Genomic DNA, 15,092 nt, shown 5'->3' on the forward strand with positions numbered 1-15,092 from the left:
AATTGGCCGTATCGCATTTCACGTTTATCTTTTGCTCGATGACGGGCGACATCCGTCTGCCTCCGTCTTGCGCTGCACAACAACACAATCAGGGGCACTTTCATGAATCAAACGCTGCTCTCGCTACTCGCCTTCCTGCCATTGGTGCTGGCTGGCGTACTACTGATTGGCTTACGAATTCAGGCCAAGGTCGCCATGCCCGTAGTCTTCGTGGTGACCGCGCTGATCGCCTTGCTGGCCTGGGATATGACGTTCACCCGGGTCGTTGCTTCGACGTTCCAGGGACTGATCCTCACTGCGGGCCTTTTGTGGATCATCTTCGGCGCCATCATGCTACTCAATACGCTGAAGCACTCCGGTGGCATCACCGCCATCCGCAACGGTTTTTCCAGCATCAGTCCCGACCGACGCGTACAAGCGCTGATCGTCGCCTGGCTGTTCGGCTGCTTCATCGAAGGGGCCTCCGGTTTCGGGACTCCGGCGGCCGTAGCGGCGCCGCTGATGGTGGCACTGGGCTTCCCCGCGCTGGGTGCCGTGACCGTGGGCATGATGATCCAGTCCACGCCGGTCTCCTTCGGCGCCGTCGGCACCCCTGTCGTGGTAGGCGTCACCAGCGGCCTCAACCGCAACGCGATCACCGAACAATTGACCGCCAGCGGCTCGAGCTGGGAAAGCTTCTTTCGATTGGTCGCCTCGGAAGTCGCCATCACTCACGCCATCGTGGGGGTACTGATGCCGCTGATCATGGTCATCGTGATGGTGCGCTTCTTCGGCGCCAACCGCTCCTGGAAGGAAGGGCTCTCGATCACGCCGTTCGCGCTTTTCACTGGCATTTCCTTCGTAGTGCCCTACGCCCTGGTGGGCGTCGTCCTGGGGCCTGAGTTCCCATCGATGATCGGCGCCCTGGTGGGTCTGGCGATTGTCGTGCCAGCCGCCAAGAAAGGCTTTCTGCTGCCCAAGGACACCTGGGACTTCCCAGACAGCACGACCTGGCCGGACGAGTGGCTCGGACGCCTGGAAATCAAGATGGACCAGGTCGCCGGCAAGGCGCCGATGTCGGTCTTCATGGGCTGGGTGCCGTATGTGCTGCTGGCGATTTTGCTGGTCATCTCACGCACCGTGCCGTCGGTCACTTCGGCGCTGCAATCGATCAGCCTGAGCTGGAACGATATTCTCGGCGAGAGCGGCGTGTCGGGCAGCCTTCAACCGCTGTACCTTCCCGGCGGCATCATCCTGATCGTGGTACTGCTTACCGTGTTGCTACACCGCATGCGTGCCGCTGAGCTAAGTGCGGCCTTCAGCGAGTCGACCAAGACGCTGCTGGGCGCCGGATTCGTATTGATCTTCACCGTGCCGATGGTGCGCATCCTGATCAACTCCGGCGTCAATCAGGCAGATCTGGTGTCGATGCCCGTGGCCATGGCGCAACTCGTCGCCGATGGCGTGGGGCATGTCTACCCATTCTTCGCCCCCGCCGTCGGGGCGCTGGGTGCCTTCATCGCAGGCTCCAACACAGTCTCCAACCTGATGCTCTCGGACTTCCAGTTCAATGTCGCCGAGGCTCTGGGGCTGTCCACGGCAATGATGGTGGCGCTGCAGGCCGTGGGGGCCGCCGCCGGCAACATGATCGCCATTCACAACGTGGTCGCCGCCTCAGCCACCGTGGGGCTGCTGGGCCGCGAGGGCACTACGCTGCGCAAGACGATCCTGCCGGCGCTTTACTACCTGACTTTCACGGGTCTCATCGGCTTGATCGCGTTCTACGTGATTGGGGTAAGCGATCCACTACTCGGCTAGCCCGCACCTGCCGAACACCCCTTATAAATAACGCCCTCCCCGGCTTATGCCGGGGAGGGTTTTATTGGTTTTACCAATTATCCAGAATTTTAGCCTTTCGGCTAATAGGCACGCTCGTTTGCCATGCGCGAATATGGAAACACTTTCCATAAGCGGCGAGGCCTAGGCACTGTCCCGCGCCGAGCCCACGCCCACGCGTGGCGGCATCGCCCAAGGAGACTGCATGAATATTCTCTTTGACGAACGCCTGGACGGCACACTGCCGGCAATCGACAAGGATGCCCTTGTAACGCATCTGACCGCCCATTTACCCGGCATGACGCTGCTGCATCGCGAGGAAGACCTTCGCCCCTTCGAGTGCGATGGCCTCTCTGCGTACCGCGTGCTGCCCATGCTCGTGGCGCTTCCCGACACGTTGGAGCAGGTGGAAGCCCTGCTCGGCATTTGCCACGCCCAAGGGGTGCCGGTGGTCACGCGAGGCGCGGGCACCGGCCTCTCTGGAGGCGCCCTCCCCCTCGAGAAGGGAGTGCTGCTGGTGATGTCCCGTTTCAGCCGCATTCTCGACATCGACCCCGAGGCACGTACCGCACGCCTGCAACCCGGCGTGCGCAATCTGGCGATTTCCGAAGCGGCGGCACCTTACGGGCTCTATTACGCGCCCGACCCTTCCTCGCAAATCGCCTGCTCGATCGGCGGCAACGTCGCCGAGAATGCCGGCGGCGTGCACTGCCTGAAATACGGCCTGACCGTGCACAACGTGCTCGCAGTGAACATTCTGACCATCGAAGGGGAGTACATCACGCTCGGCAGCGAGGCCCTGGATGCCCCAGGCTTCGACCTGCTAGCGCTGTTCACCGGGTCCGAAGGCATGCTCGGAGTCATTACCGAGATCACCGTCAAGCTGCTACCCAAGCCCGAGGTTGCCAAGGTGCTGATGGCCAGCTTCGACGACGTCGAGAAGGCCGGCAAGGCAGTGGGTGACATCATTGCTGCGGGGATCATCCCCGGCGGCCTGGAGATGATGGACAAGCTGGCCATCCAGGCTGCCGAGGACTTCGTCAAGGCCGGCTATCCGGTGGACGCCGACGCCATCCTGCTGTGCGAACTGGATGGCGTGGAAGCCGACGTTCACGATGACTGCGAAACGGTGCGCAGTGTCCTCGAAGCGGCTGGTGCTACCGATATCCGCCTCGCGCGAGACGACGCCGAACGCGCCACGTTCTGGGCCGGGCGCAAGGCCGCCTTCCCCGCGGTAGGACGCATGGCACCCGACTACTATTGCATGGACGGCACCCTTCCCCGACGCGAGCTTCCGCGCGTACTCAAGGGCATCGCCGACCTCTCGGCGACCCACGGCCTGCGCGTCGCCAATGTCTTCCATGCCGGCGACGGCAACATGCACCCACTGATCCTTTTCGACGCCAATGCCCCAGGCGAGCTGGCACTGGCCGAGGAAGTCGGCGGCAAGATCCTCGAACTCTGCGTCGAGGTCGGCGGCAGCATTACCGGCGAACACGGCGTGGGCCGTGAGAAGATCAACCAGATGTGCGCCCAGTTCAATCCCGACGAGATCACGGTCTTTCATGCCGTCAAGACCGCCTTCGACCCACATGGGCTGCTCAATCCCGGCAAGAATATTCCGACGCTGGCGCGCTGCGCCGAATTCGGTGCCATGCACGTTCACCAGGGGCAATTGCCACACCCCGAATTGCCGCGCTTCTAACGATGCGGGAAGAAAGGTAAAACCGTATGACTCATCTCCATAATCAACAGCCGGCCCCCGCGCCGGGAAGTCAGCCGGTCGCCGATCACGATCTCAGCGACGCTCTGCTCGAACGCGTGCGGCAAGCGGTGCAAGACAATACGCCCTTACGCCTGGTCGGCGGCGGTAGCAAAGGGTTCTATGGTCGACCGGTGGTCGGAGAAACGTTCTCGCTCGCCGCGCACACGGGGATCGTCCATTACGACCCGGTCGAACTGGTGGTCACGGTACGCGCCGGCACTCGTCTGGCCGATCTTCAGCAGACGCTGGCCGAAGCGGGACAGCAACTGGCCTTCGAGCCGCCGCACTTCGCCGACACCGCCACGGTGGGTGGCATGGTGGCTTGCGGGATTTCCGGCCCGCGCCGCCCTTGGGGGGGAAGCGTGCGCGACTTCGTCCTCGGAACACGCCTTATTACCCACGACGGTAAACGGCTGCATTTTGGTGGCGAGGTCATGAAGAATGTCGCCGGCTACGACCTCTCGCGGCTAATGGTCGGCGCACAGGGCACGCTGGGGGTGATCGACGAGGTCTCGTTCAAGGTCCTGCCGCTTCCCGCCGCCAGCGCTACGCTGCGTCTGGAAATGTCCCGCGACACGGCCATGGCGCGCCTCGCCGAATGGGGGCGCGAGCCACTGCCCATCACCGGCGCTGCCCATGACGGCGAGGCGCTACACATTCGTCTCGAAGGCGGCCCCGGCTCGGTGGCCGATACCCAAGCGCGCCTCGGCGGCGAACCGGATGACGTCGATTTCTGGCAACGACTGCGCGAGCTCGATCTGGCTTTCTTCTCGCGCCGCCACGATAGTCGTCCGCTCTGGCGGCTATCGCTGCCGCATCGCGCCCCCGCAGTGCCGCTCGACGGCGACGAGCTCGTCGATTGGGCGGGCGCGCAACGCTGGTGGCGTAGCGATACGCCGGCCGAGACGGTGCGCCGACATGCCGCCCGTGTCGGCGGACACGCGACGCGTATCGACCTCGACCAATCTCACGGCATCGAGACGCCTTTCACGCCGCTCTCGCCGGTGCTCGCCAAGTATCACCACCGACTCAAGGCCGAGCTCGACCCACACGGTATCTTCAACCCCGGGCGACTCTACGAGGGGCTATAGCCATGCAGACGAATTTCACCGACGAAGCCCTGCGCCAACCGCACATACGTGAGGCCGACCGCGTCCTGCGATCGTGCGTGCATTGTGGCTTCTGCAACGCCACCTGCCCGACCTATCAACTGCTGGGCGACGAACGCGATGGCCCGCGCGGACGCATCTATCTGATGAAGGAGCTGCTGGAAAGCCGCGACGATGACGACCAAGTCACGCAAGAAACGCAGACGCATCTCGACCGCTGCCTGAGCTGCCGCAACTGCGAAACCACCTGCCCCTCGGGCGTCGAATACCACAAGCTACTGGATATCGGGCGCGCCGAGGTCGAACGTCGCGTCGGGCGTTCCTACAAGGAACGCGCCCTGCGTTATGGCCTGCGCAAGGCACTGGTCGAGCCGCGTCGCTTCCAGGCACTGCTGGCGCTGGGGCAAACCTTTCGCCCACTGGCACCGAGACCGCTCAAGGGCAAGATCCCGCCCCGCACGGTCGACAGTGCCCAGCATACAGAGCGCGTCACGCCCGCGCCCCACGCCCGCCATATGCTGGTGCTCGAGGGTTGCGTGCAGCCGGGGCTTTCGCCCAACACCAATGCCGCCGCGACACGCGTTCTCGACCGTCTGGGGATCGCCCTGAGTTCAGCCCCGGAGGCCGGCTGTTGCGGTGCCATCGACTATCACCTCGATGCTCAGGAGGCCGGGCGCGAGCGTATGCGGGCCAATATCGATGCCTGGTGGCCGCACGTCGAAGCAGGCACCGAGGCCATCGTCCAGACCGCCAGCGGCTGTGGTGCCTTCGTCAAGGAATATGGCGAGATGCTCGCCGACGACCCACGCTATGCTGAGAAAGCACGCCATATCAGCGCACTCGCCAAGGACCTGGTGGAGATCCTTCGCGACGAGGACATCGAGACGCTGGTACCTCGCCACGACAAGCGCCTCGCCTTCCATTGCCCTTGCACACTGCAACATGCCCAGAAACTCGGCGGCGCCGTGGAAAGCGCGTTGACGCGTCTCGGATTCACGCTATCCCCGGTGCGCGATCCGCATCTATGCTGTGGGTCGGCCGGGACCTATTCCATCACCCAGCCGGCCTTGGCGACACAATTGCGCGACGACAAGCTCGACGCGCTCGAATCGGGCCACCCCGAGGAAATCGTCACCGCCAACATTGGCTGCCAGACTCACTTGGCAGGCGCAGGCCGCACCCCCGTCCGACACTGGATCGAAATCGTCGACGAGGCCCTGCCCCCGGCTACGGGCGACGCGCCTCGAGCGGCTCGTAGCTCGTAGCTCGTAGCTCACATTTCCCACAGGAGATCTGCATGAAAACTCAAGCCGTACTCGAACTCAGTGACGTCAACCAGTTGCTCGACGCCGCTCAGAAAGAAGCCGACGCTAATGGCTGGTCAGTCACCATCGCGGTTGCCGACGATGGCGGCCATCTGCTTGGACTGCGCCGCCTGGATGGCGCGGCCCCGTTCAGCGCCGGCATTGCCACCGAAAAGGCACGCAATGCCGCCATCGGCCGCAAGGAGACCCAAGCCTTCGAGGACATGATCAATAACGGCCGTACCGCCTTCGTCAGCGCACCGATGCAAGCCTTGCTCGCCGGTGGCGTGCCGCTGATCGTCGAGGGCAACGTCATCGCCAGCGTCGGCGTTTCCGGCGTCAAGCCCGATCAGGATGTCCAGGTCGCCAAGGCCGGCGTCGCCGCGCTGGCCTGATTTTCGCTTGCCTCGAGACACGCCGCTGGCGTGTCTCCTCTTCCCGCCCCTTTTCTCCACTTCTCTCTGCAAGATCGTATTTTCGTTGCCATACTCGCTAGTCCACACCATGAGCACAGCATGCCGAGGAGGCGACATGGCAGGAGGATGGTCGAAGGACGGTGCGGTACAGGATCAAATCGATAGCACCGTCGAAGACGCTGTGCAACGCTCGCGCCAGCAGCTACCCAATGGCGAGAGTCTGAGCCACTGCGAGGAATGCGGTGATTTTATCCCCCAAGCGCGGCGCGATGCCGTCCCCGGGGTACGCCTGTGCATTGTCTGCCAGGACGAGCGTGACCGGCATGAACGCTTTGATGCCAGCGGCTACAATCGTCGAGGCAGCAAGGATAGCCAGCTGCGTTGAGTCGTTCCGCCGTCGATGAATCGCCTTGCGACCGACGGTGGAACGCTCGTTTTCATCGGCACAAGGTATGTTCCTGCCACGCATCGTGTGATTTTTCTAATCTGCCTTTAATTTTATTTTTAAAACAAATTTTCGATTCTTTTCATTAAATTCATGACATACTAAAACCAATATAACCATCATTGACATAAATACCTGAGCACTCTTCAATAAACACATAATTAATACTAGGGAGCAAGGGTGATGCGCAGCCTGAAAAAACAAAAAACAGACAATGTTTTCATATTGCTCGAGAACACCCGTCGCGCGAGCGACCACCGCGCTTCATTGTTGTTCGAAAACCCTGAGTACGAAGTGATCTGTTACCGCAACGATGCATTGCGGGGCGCATTGCGCGAGCTCGATGAGTTGCGTGAGCAAGGCTATTACGTGTCCGGTTACCTTGCCTATGAGGCGGGCTACGCACTTTCCGACAAGCCGGATTTCAAGTTTTGCAAACGCGCCAAGAGCGATGCCCCACTCGTGCATTTCTATGCGTTTCGCGATATGCGCCGTTTGTCGCAGCATCAAGCCGGTCAGTTTCTCGAAGCACATATTCCTGACACGAACCCCACAGCCATTCGCCACTTGGCACTCAACGCGCGACGCGAAGAGTATCTCGCTAATATCGAGAAAATAAAATCCTATATTCGAGAAGGCGACACTTATCAAGTCAACTACACATTAAAATACCGCTTCGAATATCAAGGTGCGCCCGTCGCCCTGTATCGCAAACTCCGCAATCGCCAGAAAGTCGAGTTCGGGGGATTGCTCAACTTTCCGGAGTATGCAGTGCTGTCATTATCGCCAGAACTCTTCCTGCGCAAGCAGGGCACGGCGCTGGAATCCAAGCCCATGAAGGGCACCTTTCCGCGTGGAACGTCAGCCGAGGAGGATGCCGGTATTCTCGACACGATGCGTCACGATACGAAGACACGCTCCGAGAACGTGATGATCGTCGACTTGCTGCGCAACGATGTCAGTCGCGTCGCCTCGCCGGGCTCCGTGGCGGTCAAGAATCTGTTCGAGATACAGACCTTCGAGACGCTGCATCAGATGATTTCCACCGTGATCGGCAAGATCGACACCAACGCCAGGATCGAGCAGGTGTTCCGCGAGCTATTCCCCTGCGGCTCGATCACCGGTGCCCCCAAGATACGCACGATGCAGATCATCGAAGAACTGGAGCGCGAACCGCGCGGCGTCTATACCGGCGCGATCGGCTACCTGACGCCTCACAACGATTTCTGTTTCAACGTCCCTATCCGCACCTGCATCGCGCATGCCGACGGCCATGCGGAGATGGGCATCGGCGGCGGTGTGCTCCATGAATCCGACCCCGAGGCGGAATACGAGGAATGCCTGCTCAAGGCGCGTTTCTTGAGTGGGCTCAATCAGGACCTACAACTCATCGAGACCATGCGTTACCGGGCGGATGGCGCTCACATCGTACATCTCGAGAAACACCTGCAACGGCTGTCACGAGCAGCACGTGACCTGCACTTCTCCTATGAGGTGGCCAGCGTCCGACTGGCCCTCGCCGAGGCCATCGATGGACTCGATTACGACACACGGGTGCGCCTATCCATGGCTCACGACGGCCAGTTCGAGATCACCACCACGTCGCTGGGGGCCGAGGACGAAGCACCATCTGAAGCGCGACTGGGCATCAGTGCCCGCTCCATCGACCAGCACGCCTTCCTGCTGCATTACAAGACCACCGCACGCGATATCTACGATAGCGAATATCGGCAACACCAGGCTCAGGGTGATTACGACGTGGCTTTCCTCAACCATGAAGGCCGCGTGACAGAGGCCAGCCGCCACAACCTCTTCATCAAGAAGGACGGCTTGCTGCTGACACCGCCTCTCGATGAAGGCGTGTTGCCCGGCATCGCCCGTGACACGCTCATCGAAGCGAGTTGCGAGCGCTGTTGCGAACGCCCGATCACGCCGCAGGATCTACTCGACGCCGACGCCATATGGCTAACCAACGCCGTGCGCGGCGCCGTTCCAGTCATGCTCAGCGAGCAGGCCATACAAACGCTTTCCGCCTGGGCGGGTCAGGAGGCTACCTATGCTGTGTCTCATTGATAACTACGATTCGTTCACCTACAACATCGTGTCCTGCCTCAACCAACTCGGCGTCCAGCCGTGGATCGTCAAGAGCGATGCGATGACGCTTGACCAGCTGGCGAGCCACGACATCGAGGGTATCCTGATCTCCCCGGGGCCCTGCACGCCATCGCAGTCCGGCATCACGCTCGAGGTCATCAAGGCCTACGCGGGCAAGGTCCCGATTCTGGGCATCTGCCTGGGCCACGAAGCGATCGCCGAGGCCTTCGGTGGGTATATCGAGCACGCTCGCGAGGTCATGCACGGCAAGGTATCGCACGTTGATCACGATGGACGTGGTGTGTTCACCGGCGTCATTCAGCCGGTGCGCGTGACCCGCTACCACTCACTGACCGTCACCCGACAGCGCATGCCCGCCGATTTCGAGATCAGCGCCTGGACTTGTGACACACAGGGCAATATCGAGGACGTCATGGGCATCCGGCATCGCGACCTGGACATCGAAGGCGTGCAGTTCCATCCCGAGTCCATCCTCACCGAGCATGGTCATCTCATGCTGGCGAACTTTCTCCGCAAACTCGACCAACATCGCCCATTGCCAGGGAAAGTAGCCGGCTTCTAGTAGGTATTTCAGGGAAGGATCCACATGTACACCGGCACCGACAGCCCCACGACGGCGCGTGAAAGCGAGATACTCGCGCGTCTCACCGAGAACTGGAACCAGCGAGTCGCAGTACGCAAGGAGCGACTCGACCTGAATGACTATTACGACACCACGGCGCCGGATTTCCCGCCATCGATGGTGCCCTTCTGGGACGATCCGCGTTGCCAGGCCATCGACGAAGCAGACAAACGCCGCGTCCTCGCCGGCGCCTGGATCAACTACAACGAGAAGACGATCTTCGTCGAAGACAAGGTCATCAATCCCATGTGCTCGCTGCTGCTGCGGGATACTCTGCCCGGCGTCGGCGACACCGTCTCCAAGAAGGCCATCGCGCAGACCCAGGTGGACGAGCAGTTCCATATTCTGATGTGCCTGGAGGTCTGCGAGTGCGCGCGCCGCCAGCATCGGCTCCGGGACTTGCACATTCCCACGCCCCTGCTCGAGCAGCGCATGGAGACAGCGCTTTCCAAGGCAGACAACGAGCGCGAGTTCGCCTTGATTCGGATGGCCTATGCCACCGTGGCCGAGATGACCATCAACGTGTTCTTGAAACGTCTCTCGCAGGACCGCAGCATCCAGCCGCTCAATCGCCTGAACACCGAGCTCCACCGCCAGGACGAAGCCTCGCATGCCGCCATCTTCGGCGAGATCGCCCGCGCCGTTTACGAACGTCTCAGTGCCGGACAGCAAGCCATCTTTCGCGCCCACCTAATGCGCGCCATCGACGACTTCTTCGAACTCGACGTAGGATTCTGGCGCGCCATTCTCGACTATCTGGCGATTCCCGAACGCGAGAGCATACTGCAAGACATGGCCTCGAAGAGCCGCACGAATCGCTCACTTCGCGATTACAGCGCGTTGGTCGAACTGTTGCAGCAGATCGGCATTCACGAGGGATCGAGCTTCGTTTTCCGATAACACGACAGCGCGCGAATAGAGGCAACGCCTTGGCGCCCCTTGTAGGCGCCAAGGTAGTGGTGACAAACGACATAGTGGCGACAAGGTTGGACGCAGGCTCAGCGTGCGTGAAATTCGCGGCCAGCCAGGGTCGGCGCGATCACGCCCGCACGCACCACGAAGTCGCCGAATGCCTCGCCCGCTTCGCGCTCGGCGGCGTAGCGCTGAATCAGCGGCGTGAGCTCCTCGAGAATGGTCGCCTCGTCGATGTTCTCGCGGTAGAGCTTGTTGAGGCGCTCGCCGGCGAAACCGCCCCCCAGGTAAAGGTTGTAACGTCCCAAGGTCTTGCCCACGAAGCCGATTTCCGCCAGATAGGGCCGCGCGCAGCCATTCGGGCAGCCCGTCATGCGCACGATGATGGCGTCATCGTCCAAGCCTGCGTCATGCATGATCGCTTCTAGACGGTCGATGAGTGACGGCAGATAGCGCTCGCTTTCGGCCATCGCCAAGCCACAAGTGGGGAATGCCACGCAGGCCATCGCGTGACGGCGCAGCGGCGTCGTCTCGAACGTCATCGCGTAATCCGCCAGTAGCGTGTCGATGGCCTCGCGGCGCGTCTCGGGCACCTGGGTGATGATCAGATTCTGGTTGGTGGTTAGCACAATATCGCCGTCGTGCGCCTTGGCGATCTCGCGCATGCCCGTCATGAGCTGTGGCCCGTCCTCGACATCCGCCAGGCGGCCATTTTGAACGAACAGGCCGTAGTGCCAGAGGCCATCCTCACCCTGATACCAACCGAGCCGGTCGCCGTTGTGGGTGAGCGGCAGCTCGATTGGCGGCGCCAACGACTCGCCCAGGTACTCCTCGACGCGCTCGCGGAAGCCTTCGACGCCCAGCGCCTCGACGGTGTACTTGAGGCGCGCCTGCTTGCGGTCGTGGCGATTGCCGTTATCGCGCTGCACGAGCATGATCGCTTCCGACACGGCCGCCGCGCGATCCGGCGTACAGTAACCGACGATGTCGGAAAGCCGCGGGAAGGTCGCGGTCTCACCGTGCGTCATGCCCATGCCGCCACCGATGCACACATTGAAGCCCTGCAACTCGCCCGCCTGTACGTCGGCGATGAAGCCGATATCGTGGGCGAACACATCGACATCGTTCTCGGGCGGGATCGCCAGCGCCACCTTGAACTTGCGCGGCAGATAATGCCGTGTGTAGAGCGGCTCGACCTCATCGTCGGTTTCCTGAGGCCCGCCTGCCACGCGCTCCTCGCCGAGGAATATCTCGTGAAAGGCGCGAGTGCTCGGCAACAGACGAGTGCTGATCGCGTGCGCGAGGTCGTAGACCTGACGGTGCACCGGCGAGCGGTACGGATTGGCGGTGCAGATCACGTTGCGGTTGACATCACCACAGGCGGCGATGGTGTCCATCATCGCCTTGTCCAGCGCCTGCAAATGGCCGCGCAGGTTTTCCTTGAACACCCCGTGATACTGAAAGGTCTGACGCGTCGTGATGCGCAGCGTGCCGTTGGCATAGCGCCTGGCGTTGTCATCCAGCGTCAGCCACTGCTCGGGCGATACCCGCCCGCCGGGCAAACGCAGGCGCACCATGAACGAATACAGCGGCTCCAGCTTGCGATGGCGACGGTCGTCACGCACATCGCGGTCATCCTGCTGATAGAAGCCGTGAAACTTGGTCAGCTGGGTATCCGCCTCATTGACCGCGCCGGTGGCCCGGTCGGCCAGGCTCTCTTCAAGGGTGCCATAAAGATAGTGGCTCTCGACCTTGAGCCGTTCATTGGGGTGCAGCTCGTCGAGCGACACGTCACGCATCTTGGCGATGATATCCATGTCGGTCTCCTCAATAGACGTCGCGCTGATAGCGCTTTTGCTGCTGCAGGTCACGCAGGTACTCGGCAGCGGCTTCCTCGTCGTATCTCCCCTGCTCGCGAATCACATCGAGCAAGGCCTGGTGGACGTCCGGCGCCATGCGTTCTGCGTCGCCGCACACGAAGACATAGGCCCCGGCCTGCAGCCAATCATAAAGTGTGGCAGCCTGTTCGCGCAGGCGGTCCTGCACGTAGACCTTGTCCTGTTGATCGCGAGAAAACGCCACGTCGAGCCGCGACAGGAGTCCCGTCTTGCGCCATTGCAGCCATTCGGCCTGATACAGGAAGTCGCTACGCCGCCGCCGGTCGCCGAAAAACAGCCAGTTATCGCCGCTCGCCCCACGCGCTTCGCGCTCCTGGAGAAAGGCCCTGAACGGCGCCACCCCAGTCCCCGGCCCGATCATCACGATGGGCACCGCGTCATCGTCGGGCAGCTTGAAATGCTTGTTGTGATCGATGTAGATCGGCACTTGATCGCCAGGGCTGACGCGGTCGGCGAGGTAGGTCGTCGCCACGCCACCGCGCGCGCGACCGTGGGTTTCATAGCGCACCACGGCAACGGTGAGATGCACTTCATCGGGGGCCGCGGCCTGGCTCGAGGCAATCGAATACAAGCGTGGCGGCAGCTTGCGCAACGCGCGGATGAAAGTGTCCGCCTCCAGCCCCTCGACCGGAAAATGCTCCAGCACGTCGATGATATGCCGCCCCTGTAACCACTCGCGCAGCTCGTCGCGTGACTCTTCGTCGAGCAGGCGACGCAATTCGGCATCGTCGCTGATCTCGGCCCAGTGATTGAGGAAGGGACGCGTCAGGGTGGTGACTTCGAAATCGTTGAGCAAGGCATCACGCAGTTGACGCCCTTCCTCGTACGGCGTCTCGCCATCCAGTCGCAGAGCGGTCAAAAGCTCGTCGACATAGGTGGGATCGTTCTGCGGCACGATCCCCACGGCGTCGCCGGGGCGATATTCCAGACCCGATTCCTCCAACGAGAGCTCGACATGCAGCGTCTGCTTGTCGGAATCCTCGGTATTGAGCGGCTGCATCTCCAGCACTTCCGCCTGGAAAGGATGCGAACGCGAGTAGGTGGCGACCGCGCCGCCGTTCACATCGGACGCCGGTCCCGGCGCAGCATTTCCCGAGAGCGCGGCGAAGGCGTCAAGCGTCGCGTCGACCCATTGCGTGGCGGTCTCTTCGTAGTCGACATCGGCGTCGACCCGCGCACACAGGCGCTGCGCCCCCAAGGCCTCGAGCCGCGAATCGAGCACCTTGCCGGACTCGCAGAAATATTCGTAGCTGGCATCGCCCAGTCCCAGCACGGCGAAGCGATGGTCGTCACTCAAACGTGGCGCTTTACGTCCCGCCAGCAGCTCGTAAAAGCCCAGAGCGCTGTCCGGTGGATCACCGTCGCCCTGGGTGCTGACCACCGCCATCAACCGGGTGGCCTGCTTGAGGTCTTGCTTGCCGAAGGACGCCATGTCCTTCAGTTCGACGTCGAGCCCCCAGGCACGCGCTCGCTCGGCCGCCTGTTCGGCCACGCCCTCGGCATTGCCGGTCTGGCTGCCGAACAGTACGGTCAGCGGCTCACCGGGGGCCGAGGCCGGCGATTCGACGGCCGCCGGCGCATCATGCGCATCCAGACCGGCCAGATAGCCCTGCAGCCAGGCACGTTGCCGGGCGTCCAGATCGGCCAGCGCATCATTTAGCCGCCGTGCCTGATTGGCACTGAGGGGGCTGTTCGATTCGGACAAGCGTCCTTGCGACATTGGACCTCTCATCGTTGCCGTGGTGATCTTGAGACTAGGGTGTCTAGGCTAGGCAAGTCTTAAAAGAATTAAAAATTCTAAAAAGAAATTTTTATATTCACTTAAAGACTATAACACCCAGCTACTCGACTGGGCCATCGTTCGCTTGCAAACTTCCTAGCCTTCATGATGTCAGCTCTCTAGACTAGAGCCATATCTCGAACGCTTCATCCATCGAAGGAGGCACCATGAGCGACTCCGCCGTCACCCCTCAGTGGATCGACATCACGTCCCACGACGATCAGACCTTCAAGGGCTACCTGGCCCTGCCACCCGCTGGCAAGGGCCCCGGCATCGTCTTGATTCAGGAAATTTTCGGCGTCAATGCCCACATGCGAAGCGTCGCCGAGCAATACGCTCAGGACGGCTACGTAGTGCTCGCGCCGGATGTCTTCTGGCGTCAGGAGCCGGGCGTCGAGCTCGCCTATGAAGGTGCCGACATGGACAAGGCCTTCAAGCTCGTCGGCGATATCGACTTCACGGTAGCCGTCAAGGACCTGGCCAGCACCGCCCAGGCCTTGCGTCATCGCAGCGAATGCGATGGCGATGTCACCGCCATCGGTTACTGCATGGGCGGCATCCTTGCCTATCTGGCCGCCATCGAAGCCGGCGTCGACCGTGCCGCGAGTTTCTACCCAGGCGGCATTCACAAGCATCTGGACAAGGCCTCACGGCTCGACGTGCCGGTGCAGTTCCATTTCGCCGGTAACGACGGGCATATCCCCGCCGAGACCGTCGATCAGGTCCGCGAGACCTTTGCCGACCGCGACGACGTCACCATCAATGTCTACGACGGCGCCGATCACGGCTTCAATTGCTGGGCCCGCAGCGCCTACCACCGTCACGCAGCGGCGCTCTCCCACGGCCGCACCCTGGTCTTCATCGAAGACCGCGCCTGACACTCAGCCACGCGCACCTTGCCAGCGAGAGCC

12 protein-coding genes are annotated in these 15,092 nt (G+C 61.9%); 10 read left to right on the top strand and 2 right to left on the bottom strand.

Translation table 11 applies throughout. The annotated features are described in order from the left end of the window. Nucleotides 1-102 precede the first annotated feature (102 nt). The 9 genes from OP496_RS08950 (at nucleotide 103) to OP496_RS08990 (ending at nucleotide 10,491) form a co-directional block, all read left to right on the top strand. Nucleotides 103-1,797 (top strand): L-lactate permease, encoded by a 1,695-nt coding sequence (locus OP496_RS08950; RefSeq protein ID WP_280563250.1) that lies wholly within the window; start codon nucleotides 103-105, stop codon nucleotides 1,795-1,797. 223 nt (nucleotides 1,798-2,020) lie between these two features. Beyond that, nucleotides 2,021-3,520 carry a glycolate oxidase subunit GlcD gene (gene glcD, locus OP496_RS08955; RefSeq protein WP_280563252.1) on the top strand — a complete coding sequence of 500 codons (1,500 nt, stop codon included), beginning with the start codon at nucleotides 2,021-2,023 and terminating at the stop codon, nucleotides 3,518-3,520. Nucleotides 3,521-3,546: 26 nt separating this feature from the next. Continuing rightward, complete coding sequence (glcE, locus tag OP496_RS08960; RefSeq protein WP_280563253.1) at nucleotides 3,547-4,671, top strand: glycolate oxidase subunit GlcE; 1,125 nt, start codon at nucleotides 3,547-3,549, stop codon at nucleotides 4,669-4,671. Between the two features lie 2 nt (nucleotides 4,672-4,673). Continuing rightward, nucleotides 4,674-5,954: a glycolate oxidase subunit GlcF gene (gene glcF / locus OP496_RS08965; RefSeq protein WP_280563254.1), complete on the top strand. Its 1,281-nt coding sequence runs from the start codon at nucleotides 4,674-4,676 to the stop codon at nucleotides 5,952-5,954. Between the two features lie 32 nt (nucleotides 5,955-5,986). After that, on the top strand, nucleotides 5,987-6,388 hold the full coding sequence (locus OP496_RS08970; protein ID WP_280563255.1) for a heme-binding protein: 402 nt from the start codon (nucleotides 5,987-5,989) through the stop codon (nucleotides 6,386-6,388). Nucleotides 6,389-6,524: 136 nt separating this feature from the next. Then, the gene (locus OP496_RS08975; RefSeq protein WP_280563256.1) at nucleotides 6,525-6,794 is read left to right on the top strand and encodes a DksA/TraR family C4-type zinc finger protein; all 270 of its coding nucleotides are present in this window, start codon (nucleotides 6,525-6,527) and stop codon (nucleotides 6,792-6,794) included. 243 nt (nucleotides 6,795-7,037) lie between these two features. Continuing rightward, nucleotides 7,038-8,927, top strand: a complete 1,890-nt coding sequence (gene pabB, locus OP496_RS08980; RefSeq protein ID WP_280563258.1) for an aminodeoxychorismate synthase component I — start codon at nucleotides 7,038-7,040, stop codon at nucleotides 8,925-8,927. Further along, nucleotides 8,911-9,531 carry an aminodeoxychorismate/anthranilate synthase component II gene (locus OP496_RS08985; protein ID WP_280563259.1) on the top strand — a complete coding sequence of 207 codons (621 nt, stop codon included), beginning with the start codon at nucleotides 8,911-8,913 and terminating at the stop codon, nucleotides 9,529-9,531. Before pabB ends, OP496_RS08985 begins: the two co-directional genes overlap by 17 nt. 24 nt (nucleotides 9,532-9,555) lie before the next feature. Further along, nucleotides 9,556-10,491, top strand: coding sequence for a diiron oxygenase (locus OP496_RS08990; protein ID WP_280563260.1), 936 nt, complete (start codon nucleotides 9,556-9,558; stop codon nucleotides 10,489-10,491). Between the two features lie 98 nt (nucleotides 10,492-10,589). On the opposite strand, the gene OP496_RS08995 is transcribed toward OP496_RS08990, so the two are convergent. After that, nucleotides 10,590-12,320: an NADPH-dependent assimilatory sulfite reductase hemoprotein subunit gene (locus tag OP496_RS08995; protein ID WP_280563261.1), complete on the bottom strand. Its 1,731-nt coding sequence runs from the start codon at nucleotides 12,318-12,320 to the stop codon at nucleotides 10,590-10,592. A gap of 10 nt (nucleotides 12,321-12,330) precedes the next feature. Then, a complete protein-coding gene (locus OP496_RS09000) occupies nucleotides 12,331-14,121 on the bottom strand; it encodes an assimilatory sulfite reductase (NADPH) flavoprotein subunit (RefSeq protein WP_280563263.1) in 1,791 nt (596 codons plus the stop codon). A 227-nt stretch (nucleotides 14,122-14,348) separates the two neighbouring features. Here OP496_RS09000 and OP496_RS09005 point away from each other — a divergent pair, with 227 nt between their 5' ends. Continuing rightward, nucleotides 14,349-15,059 (top strand): dienelactone hydrolase family protein, encoded by a 711-nt coding sequence (locus tag OP496_RS09005; RefSeq protein ID WP_280563264.1) that lies wholly within the window; start codon nucleotides 14,349-14,351, stop codon nucleotides 15,057-15,059. The last annotated feature ends 33 nt before the right edge of the window (nucleotides 15,060-15,092 follow it).

Source organism: Chromohalobacter sp. 48-RD10 (genome assembly GCF_029889785.1).
Classification (GTDB): domain Bacteria; phylum Pseudomonadota; class Gammaproteobacteria; order Pseudomonadales; family Halomonadaceae; genus Chromohalobacter.

Coding starts and splice junctions, on each gene's coding strand:
- OP496_RS09000 (WP_280563263.1), bottom strand. CDS start 14,121: ATGTCGCAAGGACGCTTGTCCGAATCGAACAGCCCCCTCAGTGCCAAT.
- OP496_RS08990 (WP_280563260.1), top strand. CDS start 9,556: ATGTACACCGGCACCGACAGCCCCACGACGGCGCGTGAAAGCGAGATA.
- OP496_RS08950 (WP_280563250.1), top strand. CDS start 103: ATGAATCAAACGCTGCTCTCGCTACTCGCCTTCCTGCCATTGGTGCTG.
- glcE (WP_280563253.1), top strand. CDS start 3,547: ATGACTCATCTCCATAATCAACAGCCGGCCCCCGCGCCGGGAAGTCAG.
- glcF (WP_280563254.1), top strand. CDS start 4,674: ATGCAGACGAATTTCACCGACGAAGCCCTGCGCCAACCGCACATACGT.
- pabB (WP_280563258.1), top strand. CDS start 7,038: ATGCGCAGCCTGAAAAAACAAAAAACAGACAATGTTTTCATATTGCTC.
- OP496_RS08985 (WP_280563259.1), top strand. CDS start 8,911: ATGCTGTGTCTCATTGATAACTACGATTCGTTCACCTACAACATCGTG.
- OP496_RS08975 (WP_280563256.1), top strand. CDS start 6,525: ATGGCAGGAGGATGGTCGAAGGACGGTGCGGTACAGGATCAAATCGAT.
- OP496_RS08995 (WP_280563261.1), bottom strand. CDS start 12,320: ATGGATATCATCGCCAAGATGCGTGACGTGTCGCTCGACGAGCTGCAC.
- OP496_RS09005 (WP_280563264.1), top strand. CDS start 14,349: ATGAGCGACTCCGCCGTCACCCCTCAGTGGATCGACATCACGTCCCAC.
- glcD (WP_280563252.1), top strand. CDS start 2,021: ATGAATATTCTCTTTGACGAACGCCTGGACGGCACACTGCCGGCAATC.
- OP496_RS08970 (WP_280563255.1), top strand. CDS start 5,987: ATGAAAACTCAAGCCGTACTCGAACTCAGTGACGTCAACCAGTTGCTC.